The sequence below is a fragment of the Synechocystis salina LEGE 00031 genome (assembly GCF_015207985.1).
In the GTDB taxonomy this organism is placed as follows: Bacteria; Cyanobacteriota; Cyanobacteriia; order Cyanobacteriales; family Microcystaceae; genus Synechocystis; species Synechocystis salina.
The window spans coordinates 34,469-58,653 of the sequence record NZ_JADEVV010000019.1 but is presented as its reverse complement, the minus strand read 5'-3'; the positions used below and the strand labels follow the sequence as shown (position 1 = coordinate 58,653).

Annotated in this window: 21 protein-coding genes; 4 read left to right on the top strand and 17 right to left on the bottom strand. The window is 40.1% G+C overall.

Annotated elements, in window-relative coordinates; all coding sequences use genetic code 11:
* Positions 1-29: 29 nt before the first annotated feature.
* The 4 genes from IQ217_RS08480 to IQ217_RS08465 all read right to left on the bottom strand — a co-directional run bounded on the left by IQ217_RS08480 (position 30) and on the right by IQ217_RS08465 (position 2,825).
* Positions 30-1,058 carry a metal-dependent hydrolase gene (locus IQ217_RS08480; protein ID WP_194019614.1) on the bottom strand — a complete coding sequence of 343 codons (1,029 nt, stop codon included), beginning with the start codon at positions 1,056-1,058 and terminating at the stop codon, positions 30-32.
* Between the two features lie 25 nt (positions 1,059-1,083).
* The gene (locus IQ217_RS08475) at positions 1,084-1,983 is read right to left on the bottom strand and encodes an ATP-binding protein (RefSeq protein ID WP_228024268.1); all 900 of its coding nucleotides are present in this window, start codon (positions 1,981-1,983) and stop codon (positions 1,084-1,086) included.
* Positions 1,929-2,477 (bottom strand): hypothetical protein, encoded by a 549-nt coding sequence (locus IQ217_RS08470; protein WP_194019613.1) that lies wholly within the window; start codon positions 2,475-2,477, stop codon positions 1,929-1,931. The genes IQ217_RS08475 and IQ217_RS08470 overlap by 55 nt, the downstream gene beginning before the upstream one ends.
* Before the next feature lie 99 nt (positions 2,478-2,576).
* Positions 2,577-2,825: a hypothetical protein gene (locus IQ217_RS08465; RefSeq protein WP_011153544.1), complete on the bottom strand. Its 249-nt coding sequence runs from the start codon at positions 2,823-2,825 to the stop codon at positions 2,577-2,579.
* A 450-nt stretch (positions 2,826-3,275) separates the two neighbouring features.
* Between IQ217_RS08465 and IQ217_RS08460 the strand changes: the two genes are divergently transcribed.
* Positions 3,276-3,527 carry a hypothetical protein gene (locus IQ217_RS08460; RefSeq protein WP_190597172.1) on the top strand — a complete coding sequence of 84 codons (252 nt, stop codon included), beginning with the start codon at positions 3,276-3,278 and terminating at the stop codon, positions 3,525-3,527.
* A gap of 61 nt (positions 3,528-3,588) precedes the next feature.
* On the opposite strand, the gene IQ217_RS08455 is transcribed toward IQ217_RS08460, so the two are convergent.
* Both IQ217_RS08455 and IQ217_RS08450 read right to left on the bottom strand, forming a co-directional pair.
* Entirely contained in the window at positions 3,589-4,017 is a 429-nt protein-coding gene (locus tag IQ217_RS08455; protein WP_194019612.1) for a type II toxin-antitoxin system VapC family toxin, read from the bottom strand.
* Positions 3,989-4,222: a FitA-like ribbon-helix-helix domain-containing protein gene (locus IQ217_RS08450; RefSeq protein WP_194019611.1), complete on the bottom strand. Its 234-nt coding sequence runs from the start codon at positions 4,220-4,222 to the stop codon at positions 3,989-3,991. Before IQ217_RS08450 ends, IQ217_RS08455 begins: the two co-directional genes overlap by 29 nt.
* A 368-nt stretch (positions 4,223-4,590) precedes the next feature.
* On the opposite strand from IQ217_RS08450, the gene IQ217_RS08445 reads away from it, so the two are divergent.
* Positions 4,591-5,157, top strand: coding sequence for a tyrosine-type recombinase/integrase (locus IQ217_RS08445; RefSeq protein WP_194019610.1), 567 nt, complete (start codon positions 4,591-4,593; stop codon positions 5,155-5,157).
* Positions 5,158-5,527: 370 nt separating this feature from the next.
* Here the strand turns inward: IQ217_RS08445 and IQ217_RS08440 are convergent, their stop codons facing one another.
* Complete coding sequence (locus tag IQ217_RS08440; protein ID WP_194019609.1) at positions 5,528-6,967, bottom strand: phospholipase D-like domain-containing protein; 1,440 nt, start codon at positions 6,965-6,967, stop codon at positions 5,528-5,530.
* 11 nt (positions 6,968-6,978) lie between these two features.
* Entirely contained in the window at positions 6,979-10,551 is a 3,573-nt protein-coding gene (locus IQ217_RS08435) for a serine/threonine-protein kinase (protein WP_194019608.1), read from the bottom strand.
* 420 nt (positions 10,552-10,971) lie between these two features.
* Here IQ217_RS08435 and IQ217_RS08430 point away from each other — a divergent pair, with 420 nt between their 5' ends.
* The gene (locus IQ217_RS08430; RefSeq protein WP_194019607.1) at positions 10,972-11,544 is read left to right on the top strand and encodes a hypothetical protein; all 573 of its coding nucleotides are present in this window, start codon (positions 10,972-10,974) and stop codon (positions 11,542-11,544) included.
* Between the two features lie 145 nt (positions 11,545-11,689).
* Positions 11,690-12,610 (top strand): DUF4238 domain-containing protein, encoded by a 921-nt coding sequence (locus tag IQ217_RS08425; protein ID WP_194019606.1) that lies wholly within the window; start codon positions 11,690-11,692, stop codon positions 12,608-12,610.
* Between the two features lie 19 nt (positions 12,611-12,629).
* Here IQ217_RS08425 and brxL read toward each other — a convergent pair whose 3' ends face one another.
* The 9 genes from brxL to IQ217_RS08380 are packed head-to-tail and all read right to left on the bottom strand — an operon-like array spanning position 12,630 to position 24,148.
* Positions 12,630-14,681 (bottom strand): protease Lon-related BREX system protein BrxL, encoded by a 2,052-nt coding sequence (brxL, locus tag IQ217_RS08420; RefSeq protein WP_194019605.1) that lies wholly within the window; start codon positions 14,679-14,681, stop codon positions 12,630-12,632.
* Between the two features lie 24 nt (positions 14,682-14,705).
* Positions 14,706-16,946, bottom strand: coding sequence for a PglZ domain-containing protein (locus tag IQ217_RS08415; RefSeq protein WP_194019604.1), 2,241 nt, complete (start codon positions 16,944-16,946; stop codon positions 14,706-14,708).
* A complete protein-coding gene (locus IQ217_RS08410) occupies positions 16,943-18,616 on the bottom strand; it encodes an AIPR family protein (RefSeq protein WP_194019603.1) in 1,674 nt (557 codons plus the stop codon). The genes IQ217_RS08415 and IQ217_RS08410 overlap by 4 nt, the downstream gene beginning before the upstream one ends.
* A 15-nt stretch (positions 18,617-18,631) precedes the next feature.
* Positions 18,632-19,018, bottom strand: a complete 387-nt coding sequence (locus tag IQ217_RS08405) for a toxin-antitoxin system TumE family protein (RefSeq protein WP_194019602.1) — start codon at positions 19,016-19,018, stop codon at positions 18,632-18,634.
* Positions 19,008-19,307, bottom strand: coding sequence for a hypothetical protein (locus tag IQ217_RS08400; protein ID WP_194019601.1), 300 nt, complete (start codon positions 19,305-19,307; stop codon positions 19,008-19,010). The genes IQ217_RS08405 and IQ217_RS08400 overlap by 11 nt, the downstream gene beginning before the upstream one ends.
* Positions 19,308-19,357: 50 nt before the next feature.
* Complete coding sequence (pglX, locus tag IQ217_RS08395; RefSeq protein WP_194019600.1) at positions 19,358-23,053, bottom strand: BREX-1 system adenine-specific DNA-methyltransferase PglX; 3,696 nt, start codon at positions 23,051-23,053, stop codon at positions 19,358-19,360.
* A 10-nt stretch (positions 23,054-23,063) separates the two neighbouring features.
* Entirely contained in the window at positions 23,064-23,486 is a 423-nt protein-coding gene (locus IQ217_RS08390; protein WP_194019599.1) for a helix-turn-helix domain-containing protein, read from the bottom strand.
* A 51-nt stretch (positions 23,487-23,537) separates the two neighbouring features.
* Positions 23,538-23,918: a type II toxin-antitoxin system PemK/MazF family toxin gene (locus IQ217_RS08385; RefSeq protein ID WP_194019598.1), complete on the bottom strand. Its 381-nt coding sequence runs from the start codon at positions 23,916-23,918 to the stop codon at positions 23,538-23,540.
* Positions 23,915-24,148, bottom strand: coding sequence for a hypothetical protein (locus IQ217_RS08380; RefSeq protein ID WP_194019597.1), 234 nt, complete (start codon positions 24,146-24,148; stop codon positions 23,915-23,917). The genes IQ217_RS08385 and IQ217_RS08380 overlap by 4 nt, the downstream gene beginning before the upstream one ends.
* Positions 24,149-24,185: the final 37 nt, after the last annotated feature.

Here is a 24,185-nt window from a genome sequence, read left to right as displayed (position 1 = left end):
AAACACACTTTTAGGGGGATATTGGACAATTAACGTTTTTCAATGGTTTTGATAGTTACCGACCCCCTAACGTACTGGTCTTGGAGAAGGTGGATCGCCGTTTCGATGGGGGCATGGTCGAGGGTGACAAATCCTCCGGCATTGCGGATCGGGGCAAAGGCAAAAGCTGACTGTTCCAGGCGGAGCATAGTGGGGTCATCAATGGTGAGCTGGCCACTGATAAAAGTCATAGGGTTGATGTAACCCTCCAGGCGATCGGGCGGTTCATCGTCGAGGTAAATGGTTTCGGTGTGGATCACGGCGGGTTCCCCTTCCCGGCCCCGAATGCGATTAACGATGATGGTGCTGTCCGCTTCCGTGCCCACTTTCACCACCTGGTCATCCTGAAGTACCAGAAAGCCCTCGCCGTTGGTGGCAATTATCGGAGCCTCCTCTGTCACCGGCGCACGGTTCCCCGTCCAAACCCCCTCATACTCGGCATAAACTATCTGGTTGCCTCCTTTGCGGTTGTAGAGTTCCGTCACTCCACTGGGGGCCGCAATCAGGGCATTGAAGTTCTTCACCAGGCCACCGGTGTTATTGAGTTGAAAAGTCCAAACGGCGATCGCCACTACGAAGACCATCAACCAATACTCGGCAGCACTGCCGGTGGAAATCCTTAAGTTCCGGTTCCCAGGACAAACACAGCGCACCCCCAACGGGTAAAACATCTCCACCCCGGATTTGGTGAAGCAGTCCAGAAACCAACCGGCGAAGTAGCCGATGTTAAGGGCATGGACAATTACTAGGGGAATGGCGGGGATAGCAAACCAAAGACCATAGGTGACTGTTGCCAAGGTGATGGAAGCTAACAAGGAATGGGTGGCACTGCGATGGGAAAATCTTTGCTCCAGGGGTCGGGAAATAAAGGGTAAGACTCTCCCTGCCGATGAAGTGCTGATGTCGATGTCCGGCAACAGGCTGGCGATCGCCCCAATCAGAATGGGAACCGGGTTGGTGGTTTGGGCCGCCATGCCGACGGAAGCCGCTCCCACTAATAAATGGGTGATGGTGAGCATTTCGGCTCCTTACTCAATGTAAACATCAGTTGCTAATCCTCCTTGACTCCTTGGGTAGGTAGTAGGACAACCTGGCCACCCCAAGGAAAATGGCTCCCCCAATGCCGGCCAAGATATAGAGGGATTGATTGCCGGTGCCCAAACCAATGAAGCGATAGCAAATAAAGACAATGCCCACCAGGAGCAGTAATGGGGTGATGTCGAAATATCTGCCGTGGTCGCCTGCTTCGTTTTGAATGCCCAGAAAACCTTCCTCGATGGCCCGTTTGGCCAACATGGGATTGCCCCCAGCTCGGCTTTGCAGTTTGGCAATCTGGTTTGGCTTTAGCCCCGACCCCAGGGAAATGGCCTCTTTTTCCATCAAGTCTCGAATTTGGTATTCCGCCAAGGGCTTGAGTTCAATGCGGGGCACATAGATAAACAGGTCAGTGCGGGGAGGATTGGTGGCCGCCAACAGCATGGGAACGCCCACATCCTTGAGCTTTTTGAGCCAAAGCCGGAATTTCACCTCCAGATAATGGGCATCGTCGAAGATCAGCACCGCCCGATTAACGCTGAACCATTGGATCAATTCCTGCTTTAAGACTTCCACCGTTTTGCTCCTACCTTCCAGGTTTTTGCTGTCCACCCCGGCCATATCGGCGATCGCCATTAGCAGGGTTTTGGGGGTAGCTGGTTCAAAGTATTGGCACGTCACCCCGTCGGCCAATAGTCGCTCCCACACCTGGCGCACCAAGTAGGTTTTGCCCATGCCTTCCCCCGATGTCACCAACACTGACCGAGCGGAATAAAGCGAATGGAGTAGCCCTTCCATCTCCGGTTGCCGATAACAGGCTTCCCCGGCCGGTGGGGCCAGCTCCCACTCATCCTCTAGGCCGCCAATTGGCCCTGGTTGCTCTGGTAAGCCTTCGCCTTCGTAATCCATTGGGAAGCTATCACTAACGGGTTCTGGGGCTTTGGGGCGATGGCCACCTTGGACTGCTCCACCTGGGCTTGGAGATCCGCCGGTAAATGTTGGGGATTTTTCAGCATTTCAGCGGTTAGTAAATTCTGGGCAATTAAGATCCCCGCCGCTTGATTTTGGGCCGCCCGGATCAGCTCAGCATGACCCAGTTCCTCGTCCCCTTCTAGGGCATCAAAATTAATCACTTCCCCATATTGTTCTAGTTCTCCTTCATCGGTGATCATGGTCAATTGTCCTGGTTTAGGATAATCGGCCATCTTGCCCCCATCACTTATCCAGCGGTGGAGGTTATCAAGTTCAGCGATTTGTTCATCGGACAAACTGTACAAATCATTAACTTTGTCCAACGAATAGCCTAAATATTTCAGCCGATTGAACACCGTTGTCCGGGCTACCCCGTAGGACTTTTCCAGTTGTTGTACAACGTCACCTTTGGATTTTCCAGCGATGGACATTTTTTTAATCTCCCAAATATTTTTTTGTGGAACTTGTCGTTTAGGGGATTCTATATGACAATTTTTTTCTGTCAAGTCCAACCCTGTCCAACGCTGAACTTAAATTTGTCCAACGTAAAGGAGTAAAAATCCAGCGGCAATCCGCCGGACAAATTGCCCTTTTCCAGTGGACAAAATCTTGTTTTCGCTGGACAAACGGTGTAAATGTCTAGTGATTTGTCTAACGCTCTTGTTGCACAAACTGGACAATTCTTCCTTAGTCTTTGGACTGTCCAACGCATCTAGTATTAGTTGCCGGACAACCTCACCTTGTTTATGGGTAGGCCACTCATTCGGGTTAAAGTCCATGATGAACTCCTTAAAATTAGTAATTTATATTGTCCAATAGCTAAATAAAAATGACCACAAAGATTGAAAAATTTAACTTTCTTTAAAGCTTTGCTGATTTATCCATTAATACTCTGACAATCCTAGTTAACTACTGAGTTGATTATTGGGGATGCTGTTAAATAGGGTCTAAAATGTAGCGATATTTACCAATGAAGATAGGAAATTTTAGCCAAGGGAATAGATCCCAATAACTTTTACTAGGGGTTTCCAATCTGGCGATCTTTCCCCCATCCTGACCAATATGGAGGTTAACTTTTTGATGTTTCTGGTGCCATGGGCGATCTCAAAACGTGCCCTGAACAAATTCCAACTGTCGTTCCTTGACTCTGATCCGCTACCCTAAAAGCAGAAAGGGAGAGCCGCTAACTCTCCCAATCCATTACACAAATCTAATAGGAAGTTTAACGTATGTCCGACCGACTAGATCGCATTGAGGCTCTGATTGAGTCCAACGCCAAGAGCATTGAAGCATTAACAAGCAAAGCTAATCAGGATAGTTCCCTTTACCGTAAAGACCGGGCCCACGTCTTTGAATGGATGGCACGATTAGCGGCCGCCCAAGCTGATTTTTATGAGTCCCAATCGGATTACCTGGATCATCTACAAAGAATTGAGGACAAACTGACAGAGATCCTTAACCGGACAACTCCCAACCCTTAACACTAACCTAATCGCTATTAGGCTAGTACAGCCCTGACTAAAGTCGGGGTTTTTATTTGGATTATTGATCACCTATGAAAGGATTAAGCAAACAAACCCCAGTGCCAACAAAGTCCTTAACATTACGGGTAACTAGGGTCAGTCCGTAACTAAGGGCAGTGGCAGCAATTTGTTTATCTAGGGCATTATGGGGATTAGGAACTCGTAATTTTCCCCAAACCTGAGCCTCAAAGATAGTGAAATCTAGGATCTGGTCAGCGTAATCTGCGACGACAGTTTCCAACCAGTCCTCCAACAAATTGGCTTGTTGATCATCTCCTCGATGCCTGATTAATTCTACGCCCCGCCGCAATTCTCCAATGGTAATCACACTCAAATAGAGATGCTGAGCTTGTTGGAAAAATGCTAGTACGCCGGAGTCAGCCCTATCTTGCTTCCGTAGCTCACTAATAACGTTGGTATCAATCAAATATTTGACTGGCTCTGTCATTCTGTATTCGCTCAAAATCTGAGTCATTGCCCACATTGGGAATCTGGCGGAGCACCTCGGCAAAGGGCTTTCGGGGAAGTCGTAATAGGGCCTGCTCTAGGATTTTGCGATGTTCTGCTTCGGCACTAATGCCATGTTGCCCCGCCCGCTTTTTCAGTGCCAAGACTATTGCCTCATCGATGTTGCGGACGATTAAATTAGCCATACACCACCTCTGGTTCGCATTGAAATCTTACTTTTGGCTATCACCCAGATGATAGCATTGATAACGCTTGCTTTGTCAAAAACAATCCGTTGCCCAATTTTTCTGGATAATTCAAAAAGCCAATAAAAGTAATACAAAATACACCACGGAGAATCGCCTATAAACCTTATATTTTGCTTTTCATGTACGATTCATCATTTCCACAAGAAAAACACTGTATGGGACGATTTTAGAAGAAGTAGCAATTTTCATAATTTATCAACTGAGAATAATTAGCAACAATTTGTGTTGAGCGATGGGGAGTCGGGGAAATTCCACGATAGAATTAGGGTTGTGGGAGCTATTCAATAATTTCCACAAATTATTGAATGAAAATTAACCGCCAGGGGCAAGCAAAAGTATTAACAGAGCAGGAACTGCGCAACCTGTTCACTATTGGCTTGCTCACTCCCCGCGATCGCCTCTTGTTTGGCATTTGTCTTTACACTGGTTGCCGTATTGGGGAAGCTTGCTCCTTGGCTTGGGATGATGTCACCGCCGATGCCATGACTTTCCGCATTGAAAAAACTAAAACTAAGTCCAGTCGCACTGTGGCAATTAGTCCAGCTTTGCAAGCTTTGTTTGAGGAATACCGGCAAGCTCAACAATCCGTTAGGTTTCCATCCTCCTATGTTTTTCGGGGCAAACGGGTGGGTTCCCATCTTCATCCTTCCATGGCCCATAAAATTTTGAAAGCCGCCACGGGTTTGATTGGGGTGAGGGGAGTATCTACCCATTCTTTTCGTCGCACTGCGTTAACAATGATGTGTAGAAAGGGTATCAATTTGAGGGTTATCCAAAAGATTAGTGGTCACAAGAATTTGAATGTGTTATCCCACTATCTGGAGGTTTCTGAACAAGAAAAAGAGCAAGCTTTATCTACAATTTCATTTTAAAATTCAGTTAATCTTCTTTTCCGGTCAGTGCCATCATTCGTCATGTCCATCAGATTAAACATAGTCATTATCCCCAGAAGGGATTACTCCATAAATAGTAAGTTATCACACCATTATAGATATTCGACAGAGCAAAAACAATATAAAAATTAGGGGTATTTTTCCTTTCTGTCCTGACCTCTACCTAGCCCAAAATACTGACTAGTAAGGGATAAATAAATTGTACGTTTTTGGCGCGTAGGGCTATTTTAGCCTGTAAGAATTTTGGACAATAAATTATCCGTGATTGTAGGTTTTTGTCGAAATTCATATGCTAATCCAATTAAGTAGATTAAGTTTTTTAGATATTGGTGACTTATTAAAAAATCAATTATTTTTCAATAAGTTTTAGCCCACTTTGAAAGGCATCTTCAATCGTCTGCTTATCTCTTAAAACAACTCCGAATTCATCTCTATACGTTAAGTTTGGATCTGCTCTAAATGACAAAAAGTTAAAGCTGGTGACTATAGCAAATATATCATCACATATAAGTTGCTTGCGATGGCTATTTTGCGTTTTTGAGAAATTGAGATTTTTATGATTAGCCATCAAGTTTTCTAGCTGTTTAATTGCCCAACGACTATTTTGATTATCTGATCCTTTTATTCCATATATTATATATACTACAACCTTACGCTTTAAAGTTTGTTCTAAACTAAACAGAAAGTTATTATCTACTACTTTTCCCTTAATCCAAGGAGAAACAATCATTAATCTTTTTTGTGCTTGTTGTAATGCCGTGAAAAGATATTCTCTGATTTCACAAGTATGAATCACCTCCGAGATTCTCGTTTTATCTTTTATTGTTTGTAACTCTTGCTGAAGCTTTCGCTGATCTTCGTTAAGTTTTTGGGTCAGGGTTTTACTTGAAGAATCTGCCTTATTTTCATTTAGAGAAGTAATTTTCACATTTATTTGTTCAATTTGTTTTATGTCTTCGTCTTGAATATTTTCAATTATTTCAGAAAATGATTCATTTAAGATACCGCTTTCTCCCTCATTATCAAAAATTGAGCTTAATACATTTTTCCCCTCAGCTTTAAGTTCTTGTATTGTTTCTCTGTATCCTTTTTGAATATTACCTCTTGAAAAAGTTTCATATTCTATTTCTTGATCATTGGGATTAGTTTTATATAAAACCAGTAGAATTTCATGCCATTGAATATACACTTTCTCAATACTATTAACTTGCACTAATTCAACATGGTTAGAGCTATTTGTGTCTTGCAATGATTTTTCAATTTCTTCATAATGCTTTATCAGATCCTGTATATTTCCTTTTCTGGGTTTTTTGATATTTTTTTTTATTGAGCTATTGGGATATTTTTTGTCATCAAAATTATTAAAATTAAAATAATCTGTTAACTTTCCATTTAAAGCATCTAAATAAAAAGTTCTTGTGTCAGAATTTAGTGCTAAAACAGTTTGTTTTTGTAAAGCATCTAAACCTTCTTGAGTTAAAGTCAATTGATTTTCATTTCTGGTAATTAAATTTTGATCTCCAGAAATTAATCCTGAGACGATTTTTTCAGTAATATGACTGCCTAAGCCTAAAAAGTTAGAGATTTCTTCAATATTGTTTAAGCCCTTATCAATGCACTTCATTGTAAACTCCTCCAGTAATTCCAAATTCCTATCTCTTAAATAAGTTAAATCAAGACTTAAAATATAATAAGGATAACCGACTGGTTGACATTCAATTACAATTGCTTCAGGAAGAGAATGATATTTACGAATTTTATCTTCAATTTCTTTTATTGGATAGTGCATAAATTAAGCTCCTAAAATTTAATAAATTCACTAGACTCTAAACGAATACAAGATTTATGACTCTCATCAATATACTCAATCAATGGTTTAAAAGGATTGCTTATATTATTAGGTGTTCTACCTTGATAAGCCATATTATCATTGCCCACAATAATTAATAATTGTTTAGCTCGCGATAAAGCAACATTTAATCTCCGATCATCAGAGGTGAAACCAAGTTGATTTTTCTTGTTGCTTCTTACTAAATCGTAGATAATAATGTCACACTCCCCACCTTGAAAAGCATCTACTGTATGAATAATAATATCTAAATTTTTCCAAAATTGTTTATCATTAGGAGCAACAGATGATTCTAAAACACTAATTTGTGAACGATATGCAGAAATAACACCAACTTCTTTGCGTAAATTTTTAGATTCACAATCTTCTTGAATCTTCGACAAGATTTCCCTAATTACTTTTGCTTCGTAAGGATTACTTCTGCTTTTACCATTTTGTCTTTCTTGAGACTGATCTTCAGATACATCAGATGTTGATATCCAATAAACACTTTTTTCAAAAACAGTTAAATTATGTTGCTTTTCTTTAATATCAGCCAATTCGCTAGCAACTGTATTTTCATAAAAAATAGTACTAACCAAATTGCCAATATCCGGATGCATTCGATATTGATTATTTAAGGTTATTTTGTTGTTTTGTGGTAACTGTTCGTAAAGATATTCAAATAAACTTGTCTCAAGAATTTTCTTCTGAAGTTCTTGTTCATTTAAGGCTCTTTCTTGTAATTCTTGCTCAATAATAGGTGGTAGCTGACGATGATCCCCAACCAGAATTATTTTCTTTCCTTTAGACATTGGCACGAAAGTTTCTGGTGCGGTAGATCTTCCTGCTTCATCAATAATTACCCAGTCAAAGTTACGATCTTTAAATCTAGCGACACCTAAGCAAGTTGCACCAACGACATTGATTTCATCTATAAATAAGGAGATTAAATCTTGTTGTTTCCTTATTAATTTATCATTCCATTCTTTGTTTAAATTATCTAACTTGATGAATTTTTCATAATTTTCTTGATTGTCACCTAGGATTTCCTTTAATACCTCATATTCTTCTTCAATCCAATCTTGTAGTTCTTTTTGTTCAGGATATTCTATTCCAAACTGACTGGTGTATTTTTCAATAGAATTTAATATTTTTTGTTCTAATTCTAATTTTTCATAGATGGACTCTAAAATAATATCAGAAAATTCAATAGAAGCTGTATTCTCTTTGTCAATAATAAAGCTTGAATTGAACCTAGCAATAACTTTATTTAATTTTGCAACTAAAAATTCCAATTCTTGATTATTATTTTTAATCTTTTCTAGTCGGGATATTTTTTTTATTCCTGATAATACCTGATCATTTTTATCTTTATATTCTTGCCAATAATCTAACGATCTAGAACGTATTTTAGCTTGCCATTTAATAATTGCTTTTTCTACCTCAAACCGTCTAGCTTCTTCTTCTATCTTTTCTTCACGTCCAATTCTAATACATTTTATTTCTTGATCATCAATACGAGAAATTTTCGTTAAAACATTATCTACTGCTACGTTAGATTGAGAAGAAATCAAAATCTTATCGTTAGGATATCGTTCTAAAATTTGTAAAATTATTTCTGTAATAACAGAGGTTTTTCCTGTTCCAGGTGGCCCCTGAATTAAGAAAATATCTTCTGTAGCTAAAGCCTTTGCTACGGCTTTTTGTTGTGACTCATCTAGTTGCTGATTAAAATAGCGATGAATCAAGACAGGCTCAATAGGTTTTATATTTGTAGGAGCTACTATAACTTTACAAATTTCTGCATTTTCAGAATCACCATATCTAATTTCTCTAAGTGCCTTCCCTCGTTTTTTGATTTCAGATTCTTGTGCCGTGAAATTAGTTTCAATTTTTCCCTTCTCTAAGACAATATCTATAATCTCTGGTTTGCAAAAGTCACCTATACTAACATGTAATGTTTTAACCGATTCTCCATTTTTGGATTTGTCCCCATCAATAATATTTCCAATTCCTTCTTGAAATCCTTGTCTACGATTATAGGATTTTTTTTCTACTGAAATGGTTACAGGCAAAGGAGGAGATGTTATTTCATCAAGAGTTTCAATTGAAATTTCATCTTCTAATGTTAAAATTAGAATTTGTCTTGACTCATCATAAGATTTTTCCTTGTATCTAAAAGATTTTTTTCTTTCATTAATGATTTTCTTTTCAAGATTAATAACAGATTGCCATTGCTCAAAAGTTGCAGTTAACGCTTTATTATTTTCTATTTCATTTTGTATTTGTTGCTCTTTTTGTATAATCTGTTTAATCAGCTCAGATAAATCTGTCTTCCTTTTGATTCCTGAACCGACTTCTATAATTGGATTAACTTTAATTAATAAGCCATTTTCAAATATTTGCTCTTGTAAGTTAACAGGTATAGTAGAAGTCTCATACAATATAGTTATTTGAGTATTATTACAATTATCTAAATTAATAAATCCACGATAAAATGTGGATGATTCTTCCAAAGCAACTTCAACTGTCATTGAATCGTCTCTTTTTTGAAATTTATCAGGACTTTTTTTAATACATACTGTGTTAGCATTTCTTTTAAATAAAGATTCAATATGTCTTTTTATTTTTAAAATGTTATTCTGATAATTATACTTATCATTAATTTCTTGTTCAAGGTTACGAGTAATGTTAAAAACAACGGTAATCGATTCTGTCAATTGTTCTTGAAAATCAGACAATACTTTTCTGATCTGATCTAACCTTGGACGTTTTTCTCTTTCTTTATCAATTGCCTGTTTTAATATATCAATTAAAATTGAAGAATTATCTAAATCGCTGAAACTTTCCTCTGTAGATTGAAAAAGTATACCTTTATCTTGTTTGTCTTGAAAATCAATTCTAGCTTCCTGAGTTGACAATAAATATAAAAATGTCATTCCAAGAGAATACACATCAGAATCCCTGGAAATACCTTCAAGATTTTTTTGTTCAGGAGCAGAAAATAAAGGGGTGTGATAGCTTCTAATCGTATTAGTTAAAATTGTAGTAGTAATAATTGCTATTCCAAAATCTAATACTTTGGCTTCAGGCTGTTCGCCAATATCTACAATTTTTATATTGTCCGGTTTAATATCTCTGTGAATTATATTTTTTGAGTGGGCATGACTAATCCCAGAAATGATTTGTAAAAATATATTTAGTTTGGTTTTTAAATCAATATCACGATCAAAATATTCCTTGATATCTTGACCATCTAAATACTCTAAAACCAAATAAACGATTTTATTACGCTTTTCATATCCCTCTTCTACAAACTTAACAATATTGGGATGATTAAGGCGTTTTAATGTTTCTGTCTCTCTTTCTAAAAGTTTAATAGCATTATCTTCATCAGTAGCCAGAGTTTTAATTGCGTAACGCTCATTTGTCCTAAGTTTTTTTGCCAAATATACAACGCCACTTCCCCCTTTCCCAAGTGGTGCTTGTATATCATACTTACCACCAACAATTTCGCCAACCAGGTCACTTGTAAAATTCATACTGATAAAAAGAAATGAAATAAAGGGGCAACCTTTCGGTATCGCCAACATAGGAAGCCATAGCAGCCAACATCGCCTCAGAGATAGTCAACTCATCCTGGTGAATATTAAAACTCAAATTGTTGGAGCAGAGGAACAGGAACTGAGAGCTTATTAGTGACCATAGAAGACAAAAATTTTGTATTGTCTGGCAGAATACTAACGCAAGCTAGAGTTAGCAGTAACAAAGTCTTAATAAATTGTAATTATCAACACAATTGTTGTTTATTGAGTCATTTCTGCCCCTTGCCAAGATAGAGGTAAAATCATTCACTCGTAGCTGAAACAACTATGCAGTAAGCATTTCAGGGTTTTATCAGGGGTTTCGTGTGACAGAGTTAGAACCGTTGAGGGTAGCCTGCCCTATGTTTACTAGGGGTTTTGCCAACGCATAAAACTCGTAAACAGGTCAATGATTGGCTCTACCGCAACAGCAAACCTGACTTTAATGTTCCCCTCAACTCTGACCTTCACCTTGCCTATGGTGACCAACGGGACGGCCACGGTACTGCTCACTGGTGGAAACTTTATTACGGTGATCGCCTGAAGTCCCAAATTGAGACATTAATTAAGGGGACGGCCTTAGCGGTCAATGATAGACCCAAGAATCAAGCTAGCTTAGGAGTTCGTACGTCCTATGAATGGTTTGGGATGTACTTCCGCTCCAAGGTCGAAATGAAGATGGCCCAGGAATTACAAAAACGGGGGGTAACATTTTTTGCCAATGCCAGAGGTTGTTATTCCCTTGAGGGTTCCCCGGTGTCCGCCCAATACCTTAACGGTCGAATGGAGGTTGATTTCCTTATCTTCCATCGGGGGAAGTGCGTCATTCTCCAAATTGATGGCCCTCAACATAACGGCGATCGGGCTAGGGATTATGCTGGCGATCGCCTTCTACTCAGGGAGGGAATCCCAACGGTGAGGTTTACAGCTAGGGAATGTCAGGAGAGGTAGTTAATAAACCAGTAAGATAGGGAAAACTCAATTAAAATTACTTTGTTGCGACAACCCACCCTCGTATAACGAGTTATTTTCAACAAGCATCTTTATTTTTCGAGGTTCCTATCATTAAATATTGAACGCTAAAAAATTTAAACCAATGACAGAAGTAATAAGACAGCACTATGTCCCTCAATCCTTGTTAAGGAACTTTTCCTCGGATACCGTCAATATTTATACTGTTCGTGTTTCTGAAAACCTAAAAACACCTATAGAAAATAAGAAAATTAAGGAGGTTTTTTGTGAAAGACACTATTTCAGAACATCACAAGAAAATTATGACCAATGGTTTGATGATGATAAATATGCTAGAATTTTTCGAGAAATTTTATCTCAAAAAATAATTCCGTCTAGGGCTGAATTTAGACATGATTTGTGTGAAATTATTTCACTTCAATTTCTTCGGGGGATTGCACTTCGGAAAGAATCTGAAAATCTCCAAAAAATATTAGAAGAAAGATTTAAATCAGAGTATGATGAATTAATTGAACTTCTAGAGTGTTTTAATACTGATTTTATTGATCAGTTAAAAAAAGATGATAGATATGGCGATTTTGATTATCTTGAAAAATATTTTGCTGATCGAAAAGAAAGTGTTAAAAATATTCACGCTGATTTGTTTAAGTACACTAACGTTCATGTGGAAAAATTTGAAAAATTGAATATAGAATTAATTCAAAATTTGAGCGGAAAAAATGAGTTAAGCTATGTTATTTCTGGAAGTCCAGTTATACGCAATCAATGGATTAATGAATATTATTTTCCTATTAGTTCTGACTATTGCATTTGGTTACATCCACAAGAGATGAAAATAGAACCTTTAGAGCCTAGAGTTTTAAATGAAATTCAACTAATTAATGGGACGCAGCATTGCAGTCATAGAATTGCGGCTAAAAATAAAGACACTTTAGAATTTATCTTAAATAATCCTTTGGATGAATCTGAAATATCGCAGTTGCCTAATTCTTATTGGAAATACGTGTTATACAAAATGTTTATAGCCAATAAAAATGCTGGCTAATAATCTTTATTGATCAAAATCAATCTAATAAAATTGATTTTTGGAGTAGCATTTGATTATTTTGATAGAATGGCACATCAGTTTCACCTAAAACGGTTGGTGGCAAATTGGCTAACTCTGTTAGATTATCCATCGGTACAATGACTGTTTTTGCTCCATTCTCAGAAAGCATAGTTACTTTGTCGGCAAAATTAATGGCTCGTTCGATCGCCCCGCCTACGGATAGATTACCTAGGACAGCAAGACCGGGTTTAAGGTTCTTTTTGTATAACGCTGAAATAATGGCAATGTAAACAGCAGAGCCTATTCCCGATGCAATGGTTGCGCCTAAAAGATTAGTAATTTGAATGGTAATGTCATAGTTTTTAAGGGAGTGATTTTCGCTTAAAATGGCTTTTTCATTAGCTTTGATATACTGGTAGGTATTTTTAATATTTTCTTTAACGCCGGTATTATTCACCCCGGTAATATTGAGTTTACCTGATCCGACTACTGCGACGGTTTCAATCCTGACTAGGGCCACGTTTTCACCATCACTGGTGCTGGTATAGCAAACGCCGGGGGGAAGGGGGGAATTTTCGATGAGGTGGGAGCCTTTTTCTTCGGGTAAACTAACGTAGATTTCATCCTGGGTTTCTTTATCAATATAGGAAAAGTTGGTATCCCAAAATTCCATACCGCCAATCCGTTTTAATTGTTCTTTAACCCGTCTTCGCATTTCTAGGGCAATTTCTAAGTATTCTTGAATGTCTTCTTTAGTAAATTGGCCATCGGGATGAAGTAGCTTAATAAAACCAGAGACTGTTTTTTTGACAGGTTTTGTGTCTCGTTGCTTCAGATGAGAACCCAAAGAATAATATTGATCAAGGGCATCGGTGTAGGTCACTTTCCGTAGGGATTTAAGCACCTCAGAGAAGTAGTCGGTGCTGAAACCAAAGTTCTGGGTGAAATGATGGGGAGCAAATTTGATCATTTCCCAACCGGGTAGGTAATAATGAATCCGGTCTAAGAAAGCCGTGTCGTAATTAACTTCATCGGAGAGGGGGTTGAATAAATGGGAAGTTTGTAAAACGGTTTCGACGGGTTGGTTAATGTTGCCATTGAGAATAATTGAGGCTACCCCTGTGATTTCTCCCCCTGCACCTGCCCTAGAAAATGAACCAGATTCCATATAGTCTTTCATCAAGGGAACGGCATCTTTTTGGCTAAAAATTTTGTCGGTGGCTTCGTCGAAACAAATAGCATCCCATTGCCCCACTGCGCCAACTTTGCCAGAGGCACTATTGACAAATAGTTTAGCAACGGTTGCCTGTCCCCCAGAAATTAAAACAGCATAGGGGGTTAATTCCTTAAACACAAAGGATTTTCCGGTGGAGCGGGGCCCTAATTCAATGAAGTTAAAATTGCTTTCTACCATCGGAATAAGGCGGCTGAGCAGTAGCATTTTTATCCGTTCTGTAAAGCCCTCAGACTTGGGTTCATAGCCGCAACTTCTTAGTAAAATGTCTAGCCATTCTTGTTTGGTGAATTCTTGGCGTTTATTGATAATTTTACTATTGTCAAAGGAGGAAATTTGAATCGGTTTGATTTCTGTAATCACAAAGGGAAAAATATTCTGCCCTCTTTTAATACTGGGATCATATTCAACATCAATAATTGACCAAATGCCACCCATGAGCATTTTTTCATGCTGTTTGACTAAATCATCGCTAATATTGGCATTTTTAATGTTGCTATTTTGTAATTTTGCCCAGTAGGTATCTTGGTTAGACTGGAGTTCGACGGAAATTTTATCAATGATTTTATATCTGCCCCTTTCTCTGATTTTTGAATGAATTAACGCACTTTCTTCTGGGTTGACATAATGTTCGCTGAGAACCCGTTTGACATTTTTCATACCGATGCGGATTTTTTCTTCGTCGTCGGTAGAGCAGGAATTAGCAATGAGATATTCTAAAACAAAGACTGGGACATTAGCCCCCACTTTAACAGAGCGGACTAAATCTTTTTTAACGACATAGCCTCGGAAATGTTCTAGGAGTTTGTGATCTAAGTAGTCAAGTGTAGCCACGATGTGATTACTCCCATTTGAAGATTAAAATAAGCCACCGAGGTCACGCTCTTTGTTCTGTTTGACCAGGGCTTTGTCCAGCAACTGTTTAGTATGGGCATCAAGTAATTGCACTTCAATTTCTCGATAACCATCAAAGGTGTATTCCTTTGTCATTAGGATATCTTGGGGAATCGAGAACACGTCACTTTTATTGACTTGTTGTTTATTGACAAAAAACACCAAATAAACTCGCCGATCGCCGGAGAAGAGATCTCCTTGTCCCGGTTCGGCGCGGAGTTTGATCGTAAATAATTCCCCGGTAACACTGGTTAAATCGTCTTTGTTGGCGATCGCCACTGGTAGGGTTGACGTGATGGCGGCAGACTGTTCCCAGCAAAAGAAGGGGGTGATTAATTCCTGGGGGGCTAGACCACCGTGGGCAAAACCATAGAGTCCTGGGGTTTTGAAGGGATTGATGCTTTGGGCGAAATAGAGATACTGGAATTGCTGATAGGCTTTTTTGACTTCGATCAAAGGGGGTAACCAAGCTGGTTGGGGCTGCACAGTGCGAATATAGCGTTCTGAGGTTTTGGCCTCACCCTGGGACGGGGCAACGGTAACTTTATCCGCTTCGGTCAGTAATCCGGTTAAAACAAAGCCGTGATCGGTGATCAAATAAACTTTGCTGTAGCCGTTGCGGAGGAGTTGGCTAATCTTCTGGGCAAAGAAATCAATGGTGTCACCAAAGTATTTCAACGCTTTTTGTTGCAGTTTTTCTCCCATATCGTCAATGTCTTTATAGGTGCAAATTAGCACCTGTCCTGATAGAGGTTCATCATTAACCGCCTCTAGCAAGGTCAAATCAATGGAAAGATTAGCATTTTGGGCTAGCAGGTAGCGTTCCCGATCGCCATGTATCGTGGTAATTAGCCCATTATCGAGGTAAATGCGGCTCATATTATTTTCGGTTTCGGAAGGAATGTCGGCGAGAATGACCTGACGATTCAGTTGGGCTTGACCTTTCATTTTTGCGGCAACCTGTTCCGCCATTTCGTAGGCGACCCCATCCCCGACAATGACGGCGATTTTGGTGTCGGGATTTTGATCAATCAGTTTTTGCAGAATACCTGTTTGGTTCTCTTGGTAGCTGGGCCAATAGGTAAACCAGCGGTCGAGAAAGATGGCCAGATAATCTCGATAAAGTGCTTGCCAGGGTTCCAATAAGTCTGGACGGTTGAGAAATTCGGTATAAAGATGGCGAATGGCGGTGTCTAGCTGATAAAAATGCTGGGTATAAAATTCAACGCATTCAGCGAGGGAACTGAGGTAGTTGATATTTTTGGGGTCAAATTCCAACAGGGTGATCACATCGCCCCAAAAGGTCATGTTGAGGGCTTGGGCTTGGTGACTGCGATGGCGTTGTTTGAGGTGCGGCAAGATTTGATTAATTTTGGCTTTGTCGTGGAGGTGCAGGCTAAGGGCTTGGAGCCACTGTTCATCAACGGCTTTAAATGGATGATCGGGACTCACCTGCCAGAGGTCGAGGCCAGGGGGGAGGTTATAGCCTTGCAGGTAGGACTCCAAGGAGGAACGGTAACTGCGGGAATCAAGCCAGGTGTGATAAATATCGGTCAAAAGTGGCGGGCAATCGCCCTGGGCCAGGCCGTTAAACAGGGTTTGTACCACTTCAGTGGCGAGGGTACTGGGGGGTTTTTCAAGGTAATCCTGCCCCAACAGTTCGCTAACTTTACGGTAAAAGGTTTGCCGCAGTTGGGCATCATATTTTTCCTGGGCGTAGCGGTCTGGGTCGTGAATAAAGGGCAGGAGTTCTCGTTTGAGGTCAAAGATTTCTGAGGCTCCTTTATGGCTGAGGTCGAACCAGTAGGTGCGGTCTTTACCGACGCTGACTTTTGCGGCTGAAATTAAGTCTTCAGTGGGTAAGTTAATGTTGAGATTTAAGGTTTGGTGAACGTTTTGTTTGATGTAATTTTGTAGATAGCGAATTTCTAAACAGCCATTGGTTTCGCAATATTCCCGAATAAATTTGAGTTTTTCCCGTTGGGTGCGAGTATAAATGATAAATTTCTCAGGGCTGGGCTGTTCTTTTTCAATCAAATATTTAACATGCAGTTCTTCGATTTCGCTATGGGCGGAGTAGATAACGTAATCATTACCCAGGGTTGACAGCAAAAATTCTGCTTCCCCTGATTCATCAATGAAAACGGCAATGCCATAGGTAGCGAAAATTTCTTGTAAATCCTGTTTAAACCATTGGTCAATCATTGGCTAACCCCCCTCAGCATTTCCAGTAAGTCTCCCCGGCGGAAAGTGGCGGCCAATTGTTGCAGAGAAATGGGCCGATCGCCGTAGCATTGGATCAGGGCTTGCTGAATTTGCTCAATGGCGGTGTAGTGCCAGTCTTCTTGCTGGGTTTCAAAGCTTTGTTTCAGGTCGGTAAAGTTACGGTGGGAGACTTGGTTAAGGTATAGATTCTGACTGCTGAGAAGATGACGACCTATGAGCATGGCCAGGTAATGGGAGGCGTAGGGTAAAAAATCGGGGGCGTTGTCGGGGTTAGCCCGTTTGCGGGCGTTATCAACATAGCGAAAGATGAGCACGGCGAGGATTGCTTGGGCGGCGTTGAGATCTTGAAAAATGTCGTCGTAGAGTTTGCCGAAATGGTCTTTGCGGCGGAATTTGGCTTGGTGAGGCTTTTCGCGCCAGATGGCTAGGACGGCTTCGGCGGTGATGGAACTGGGAATGATATTCGGGCCACTCAGACGGTCTTCCCGTTGGCGTTTGTAGGTGTAGCCAAAGGTTTCCATGCCAATTTCCAGTTGTTTTTGCAGAGCATCGTTAGAGCGTAAATCCTGTAAATCGACGGGGTTTTGGCTATTGGTGGCATAGGTGATGTCGGTGACAAAGTCTTGGTCGTCGTTAGCTAGCTCATAAATTCTGACCATGACGTAGGTATTTTCATAATCGTTAAACAAATACGGCTCATTAAGGGTTTGCTGAATGGTTTTACAGGTTTGTCCGCCGTTAATAATCTGCATATTTTCCAGTTTGACTTGATAGTTTTCCCCTTGCAGGGCGTTATATCTAAAGTTTTGACAAATGATGGTAATGCCGTTATTAAAGAAATAAAAGTTACTGCGATTGTCTGGATCTTTTAAGGTTTGATGAATGGCAGTATTGACTCGATTGACGTGTAATCCTAAATAGCGGCGGATATTCCTTTGTAATAACAAGTCATCATGACGATTAAACAGTTCAGCAATTTCAGACACGGGAACTTTGCCGACCAATACACGCCGATAATTAAAGTCTTCTACAATCGCTTTACCCACAAAGGAAAGGCGATCGTCAACACTTTTCGTTTTTCTGAGAATGTCAACGATAGAGTCATGGTTAAAATGTATCCATTGGGTTTGATTTTTAGGTAATTGGGATTGGTCAATCCAGTGTTGAGCTTGGTCGTTCCATTTCGCACCGTTATTACACAAAACTACCCGGACATCGGGAATATAGCCTTCCATTACCAAGGAGCGAATTTCTTCAACTTTCGGTTTGAGGTTGGGGTTCATGTCAATAGCTTTACCAGGATCAAATAGGGTCTGGACGGTGTTAACTGCTTTTTGCACCCCGTTCTCTGGAAAGTTAAAAGTTCCTTCTAGATCCTTAATTTTATATTTTCCCTGAAATAAGGTGACTAAAAATTCACCGTCTTCAACATCGCTCATGTGTAAGCCATCTACACCGGCATCGTTACCACCATCGGTGAGCAGTTCCAAGGTTTCTTCGATGGGAATATCAAGGCAGTTTTTCATGCAAAGAAGAATAAAAGCGGTGGCCCGTTTTTGGTTCTCGTCTTTACATTTAGTAAACCAATCAGGATATTTTTCGAGTAGTCCGGTAATTTGTTGATCGACAATGCTGGCGTTGATGTCCATAAATTATCCTCAATATCAGAGCTTAATTAAATAGTTTTGGATAATTTCCATAAGGACTTGTTCAAGGGTGGGAATGGTTGAAGCAATAATTTCGTTATTAATATGTTTATGATGTAGGTAGCCCAAATCGGGTTTGTGTTTAGCATTATCATATCTAAAAATTAAGTTGTTATGGTGATCTTGATAATGAAACGAATAGGAAATTTTACTAGGTGAACCCTGGAGGTCAATATATTCTTTGAAAAATAAAGATGAATTGTCTATAAAGTCTAAGTTTCCTTGAATAAAGCCAAGGTAATCTGTTCGATAATCTACAGAGAAATTAAAAGCAGTAATCCATCCTTCATCGACATATTTTTGAATAGTGCGAATAATATCATTTTGGTAATCTTTAAGTAACATATTCAATTCCTTCTAGTTTCTCAAGGGATTCTAACAACTTCGTTTTCATTTGAAGTTCCCCGAACCAAGTAATATATTCATCATCGCCATTTTCTAGGTCTTCCGCTGTCCAGTTATCTAAGAAATAGTCTGATGAGATTTGGTATTTTGTTTCAAATTCTTGAATTATGTGTTCTGTCTTAGCTAAGGCTCGCTTCAAATTTTTAACTTCGGAAGCAATAGCCGCTTTGACTAAATTTTGATCGGTTTCAATATTCGTAGAATCAGATTTTATTTGGAGTTGTAGCATGGTAGTTTCTTTATAAGTATTAAAGATTAAAGATTAGGTTTAACAGGTCATCACCAATCGGCGTTGAGGTATTTTTTGAGTTGGCCGGGATTGAGCACGGCATAGGGGATCATTTTGCGTTGTTGCAGGGGGGCGATATTTTTACCCACGCCGTCGTCGAGGATGGGTTTGTAACCGCTGGCGAGGAGGTCATCAATTTTGGTTTTAAAGTCGGCAATTTCTTGCAGTTGTTTAAAGATGCGGTCTTTTTCGGTTTGGGCGGCGGCGCTGTCGTTGTTGGCCAGGTCAGTTTGGCGATTAATCAAGGCCCGTTCGCGGTTTTCGAGGTAAACAGAGCGCAGGCGTAGCAGTTTATCGCGGCTCCATTTGTAGATGATGATGTAGCAGTCAAAGCCCTGTTCTGCCCCACTGGAAAGATGCCAAATAAAGGGAGTTTTGGGCAAATACATGAACAAGTTGAGGTGATCAGAGAGTTCGGCAAAGAAGTTTTTGTTGAGGTAATCGGGCAGGGATTTCCCCAGTAGGCTGTCAAAGCTAGAATATTGGGCTTGGGTGAAGCCTTTTTGCCGAAATTTTTCTTCGATGCGGTCTAATAAGACTTTTTCGCCAGCATTGGGTACCAGGGGAATGATGCCGTCTTCATCTTCCATGAGGATTTCCCGGATTAAATCGGCGAGAAATTCCATGGCTAGGGTGTGGGCCCGTTGGGGGGGAATGACGTTACTTTGTTGGAACCAGTACCAAACGTTGATGGGGTTAACCTGATGGCGGATGCAAAATTCTTCCAGGTCGTTGTTGCTTTGGTAAAGGGTGGGAAATCCTTTTTCAATTTCGGCCTTTTCTTCGGGGCTAAAGGTTTTGGTGGGTGAAGCCTCAATAAAGTCTCGAATGTGATCCAGGGGAAATTCTTGGGTTGCTTCGGTTTCGGCTAGGTAAGCGGTACGAGCAGTGGGGTCAACGGGTAAACCGCCAATGCTTTCCCCTTCTTTGGCCAGCACCATGGCTTTATCGTGATCAGTGAGGTCATAAACTTCAAAGATTTTTTCGTTGATGATGGCCTCGTTGATCAGGACTTGGGTTAATAGATGGTTTTCATAATTAAAGTAATTGAATAAGTTTTTTTGCCATGAATCAAGATTTAAAAGAGGATGTTGTCGAAATTTTTGTTCGATAATTGAATAAGCTTTTTTTTTGTTAATAATGCTTACATTTACCTGAGCTAATTTTATAATCGACTCCTTTAAAACTTCATTTGATTCTACAAAAGGAACTCTATCAATATCTCCTTTTTGGGTATTTACTGTTGGATTTAAACAATTAATTACATATTTTGATACAATGCTATTAAGAAGGGAAATTGTATAAAAAGTATATTCTTTATTATTTAAAAATATGCTTGCACCACCGACATCAAAAACACAATTTTCTGGTAAATATCTAAATGAAACACCTTTGGAACCAGATGCAGAATAAGTGATTCCTTCCTTAAAATAAAATTGACTATTTCTCAATAATGATTTTGCGTATTTTTCCAATTTTTCCCCATTATTTTCCCAGTCAATGTAAAGCGATAAATTGCCGCTCCATTTCTGATAATCACCACCTTTTGCATAGTTTTTCCATCTTAAATCATCTTTTATTGAACTAGATAATTTTTCCCGATCTAATTCCCACCAAAAACGTAAAAATCTTTCATTACTTCCTGTTTGTAATCCAGGTTTAGCCGAACCAAAACTTTCAATGGTCTGTTTTCCAAACTTTGCTCGAAATTCATCGGAGATCCAATAAATAAACGGCCAAGACTTGATGATCTTTAGCTTTGCTTGGGGGATAACGTAATTATGCTCATTCTCAATCCCAGCAATATGATCATTTAAAGCCTGTAAACAGAAATCTTTCTTAAACTTTTCGTTAGGTGTTCTCGTATATTGATCCAAAGAAATAAATAAAGACTCTTTTTCTTTCTTAATACCCTTTTCTAAAATGTAAAAAGCAGGATCAACCATAATCGATCCAAATAGATTACTCAAGCTATAGTCAACAAAAATATTAACGTGAACATTATTTAAAATAAACTTACGCACATCATCAAACGTCTTGATAAACATAAAAGTTCGGGGATGAATCATCGCCAGCTTTCCCGCCTCATTCGTCAACTCATAACACCGCTTAATAAACGTCGCATATAAATTTGTATTAAACTTCTCCGGCTTCTTATAATTCTCATCAATAAACCCCTTCAAATTCGCCCCAAAATCACTACTATCCGTATAGGGCGGATTCGCCAACGCCACATCATACTTACTGTTTAACACCTCCAAAAACGTCACCGCATCCGCCGTCTTATCACTCAAAAACTGATTCCCTCCCCCCTGGGCATAACCGGCAATGGCTTGACGTAAATTGGCAAAAAACTTCGTCGCAAAATCCTTCTCTTCCTCCAAAAAAGCACTGGCCAATAAAGGATTATCCCCTGCCGCAATCTGCTGTTGAAAAAAACTAATGCGCGATCGTAACTTCTCATCCAACCGAATTAACGAACCAAACTTATAGGCATTGCGTAAATCCCCCCAGATCGATTGGATCAACTGCCGCTGATCCCCATCTAAATCACTACCTTCCTCAAAAATATCCCGCACCGTGCCATAGTCCGGCAAAAAGAAATCCGAAGACACCACCCGAAACCGTAACGACGCCAAAGAACGACAGCGCCGCCGGGCCTTAATAAATAACCCCAACTGCGCCAACTGCACTGCCCGGTCATCGAGATCAATGCCGTGGAGATTATGCTCAATAATTAACTGGGGAATCTCCTTTTCCTCATAATCCGCCCCATAAGTGTTGATTTGATCCAGATATAACTCATAGAAAAAATCAAACGCATAAAGTAAAAAATTCCCCGATCCACAGGCCGGATCAATCACCTTAATTTTAGTTAAAGCTTGCGGCTCCCTTTCCCTTACTGTCGGAGCATTAGCAATCTTAAACCGGTCCCGAATCGGCGAATTGGGAAACATCTCCAGGTATAGTTTTCCTAGAGAATTTTCCACCAAAAACTGTACCACCCAGCGGGGTGTATAAACCTGGGACTGTAACGAAACCTTATCAAACTCCGTCTTTGCCTTACTGTCCTTATGGGCCTGCTTCTTCTGGGCATTGTAACTCTCATAAAGCCAGCCCAACACATCATCACTCAGCCAAATTTCTGCCCCCACCTGGGGATCTTTTTCCACCTGATTAAACTGCTCAATAATGCCATTCAAACTAATCGCATCAGGCAACAAACCAAACGCATAATCCTGGGCATATAACGGCAACATCCGCCCCAACTTATCAAACTCCGACTGTAAATAAACATCAATCCCTTCCAACTCCAACCCCCGCCCATCGGCATTCAACTCCAACCACGCCAAATGGCCAAAGGAGCGATCGCCGTGTTCCGCCTGCTTAGTCAAAATGGGGGGAAATAACCGCGCCGCCTCCATCACCTTGATCGCCGCCAGCCGGTTAAACAACGTAAACGTCAACTCATCCAACAACTTGGCCCGCGCCAACTCGTAACCCCCCACCTCCCCCGTGTGATTGGTTAACATCTCATCGAGCCGTAACCGTTGGAGTCGCAAATGATCTGGCAACTTTTCCACCGCCAAGGACTGGGTTTTGCCAATACCCAACCGCGCCAAGGTCTTATCAAAGGACGCTTCGATTAACTGCCGTAACTGCTGAACATGATCCGCTAACTTCATGGTTTAGATCCTAGGCGATTGCCATTGCAGAAGACGAGACTGCCGGAAAAAAAACCGCAGGGGACAGGTGAAAATAAGCCGATAATTCCTGAATGTGACGGGTGGTAAGCTGACGATTCCCCCGCAGAATATCAGAAACAATAGATTCCGTTTTAAAAATGGGCACTAATTCTTTTTGCTTGAGTCCCCGCTCCTCAATTAAAACTTTTAACAACTCCACCCCATAAATATCAGGCATCAGATCTTGCTGTTGTTCATAGTCATACACTAAGGTTCCCAAGAGGTCTAAATAATCTGCTTCATCAGGAGTTAGCTCTGGTTTGTCGAGTAGTTGATCAATGACCGCTTGGGTAGCATCCAGTTCTTCCTCCGTATTAATGGGACGGGCAGGAAACTGGGCTAATAATTGGCGATAACTTTCTGATACAGACATCATAATTTACTTGATATTAGAAAACTTTACTTTTTTGAAAATCTGTAAACATCAAACCTGTTCATCGCTCAGAGGTAATTGCGGAATTATTTTATCCGTAAGCCAATCAGCTACCCGTTCCTTGATCTGGGCTAACCTTTCAGAAGAAATGTTACCCAAACGAGCTGAAATCATTTGAGATTCAACACTTGTCAATTTTCCCAAACGTATTAATGAAGGAATCTTTAAACCAGTCAGTTCAAAGTCATCATCTGTTTGCTTAATTAGTTCATCAAAGTTAGAAATAGCTTGATATAGACGAGAAGAAATTGCCGCAATTAACACATCGTTATACTTTCCAGGAATGATGGCAATAATCAAGGCTGGCCTTAGTTTGCTTGATGCTTGATCTGCGTAGGGAAAATCAACAAAAACAACATCACCAGGATTCATCGTTGGTAAATTTCCTTAGCATCCGCTAGTGTGTACTCAACGTCATCATCATCCCAAAGAGCTTGCAATGCTAATTTCCGCCACTCCTGATCAGTCCAGTCTTCATATTCCTTTAGATCATTCAGATCCTTTTGTTCAACAAAATGAGCAATTTTTGTAAATAGTTCCAGTTGTTCATCTGATAGATGGTCGATTTTTTGACGTAACTCTGTCCTTAAGTCAATTTTCATCGGTACATCTCCTTACAATTGCTCATGTTATCCAATT

Coding starts and splice junctions, on each gene's coding strand:
- IQ217_RS08480 (WP_194019614.1), bottom strand. CDS start 1,058: ATGCTCACCATCACCCATTTATTAGTGGGAGCGGCTTCCGTCGGCATG.
- IQ217_RS08475 (WP_228024268.1), bottom strand. CDS start 1,983: ATGGATTACGAAGGCGAAGGCTTACCAGAGCAACCAGGGCCAATTGGC.
- IQ217_RS08470 (WP_194019613.1), bottom strand. CDS start 2,477: ATGTCCATCGCTGGAAAATCCAAAGGTGACGTTGTACAACAACTGGAA.
- IQ217_RS08465 (WP_011153544.1), bottom strand. CDS start 2,825: ATGGACTTTAACCCGAATGAGTGGCCTACCCATAAACAAGGTGAGGTT.
- IQ217_RS08460 (WP_190597172.1), top strand. CDS start 3,276: ATGTCCGACCGACTAGATCGCATTGAGGCTCTGATTGAGTCCAACGCC.
- IQ217_RS08455 (WP_194019612.1), bottom strand. CDS start 4,017: ATGACAGAGCCAGTCAAATATTTGATTGATACCAACGTTATTAGTGAG.
- IQ217_RS08450 (WP_194019611.1), bottom strand. CDS start 4,222: ATGGCTAATTTAATCGTCCGCAACATCGATGAGGCAATAGTCTTGGCA.
- IQ217_RS08445 (WP_194019610.1), top strand. CDS start 4,591: ATGAAAATTAACCGCCAGGGGCAAGCAAAAGTATTAACAGAGCAGGAA.
- IQ217_RS08440 (WP_194019609.1), bottom strand. CDS start 6,967: ATGCACTATCCAATAAAAGAAATTGAAGATAAAATTCGTAAATATCAT.
- IQ217_RS08435 (WP_194019608.1), bottom strand. CDS start 10,551: ATGAATTTTACAAGTGACCTGGTTGGCGAAATTGTTGGTGGTAAGTAT.
- IQ217_RS08425 (WP_194019606.1), top strand. CDS start 11,690: ATGACAGAAGTAATAAGACAGCACTATGTCCCTCAATCCTTGTTAAGG.
- IQ217_RS08415 (WP_194019604.1), bottom strand. CDS start 16,946: ATGATTGACCAATGGTTTAAACAGGATTTACAAGAAATTTTCGCTACC.
- IQ217_RS08410 (WP_194019603.1), bottom strand. CDS start 18,616: ATGGACATCAACGCCAGCATTGTCGATCAACAAATTACCGGACTACTC.
- IQ217_RS08405 (WP_194019602.1), bottom strand. CDS start 19,018: ATGTTACTTAAAGATTACCAAAATGATATTATTCGCACTATTCAAAAA.
- IQ217_RS08400 (WP_194019601.1), bottom strand. CDS start 19,307: ATGCTACAACTCCAAATAAAATCTGATTCTACGAATATTGAAACCGAT.
- pglX (WP_194019600.1), bottom strand. CDS start 23,053: ATGAAGTTAGCGGATCATGTTCAGCAGTTACGGCAGTTAATCGAAGCG.
- IQ217_RS08390 (WP_194019599.1), bottom strand. CDS start 23,486: ATGTCTGTATCAGAAAGTTATCGCCAATTATTAGCCCAGTTTCCTGCC.
- IQ217_RS08385 (WP_194019598.1), bottom strand. CDS start 23,918: ATGAATCCTGGTGATGTTGTTTTTGTTGATTTTCCCTACGCAGATCAA.
- IQ217_RS08380 (WP_194019597.1), bottom strand. CDS start 24,148: ATGAAAATTGACTTAAGGACAGAGTTACGTCAAAAAATCGACCATCTA.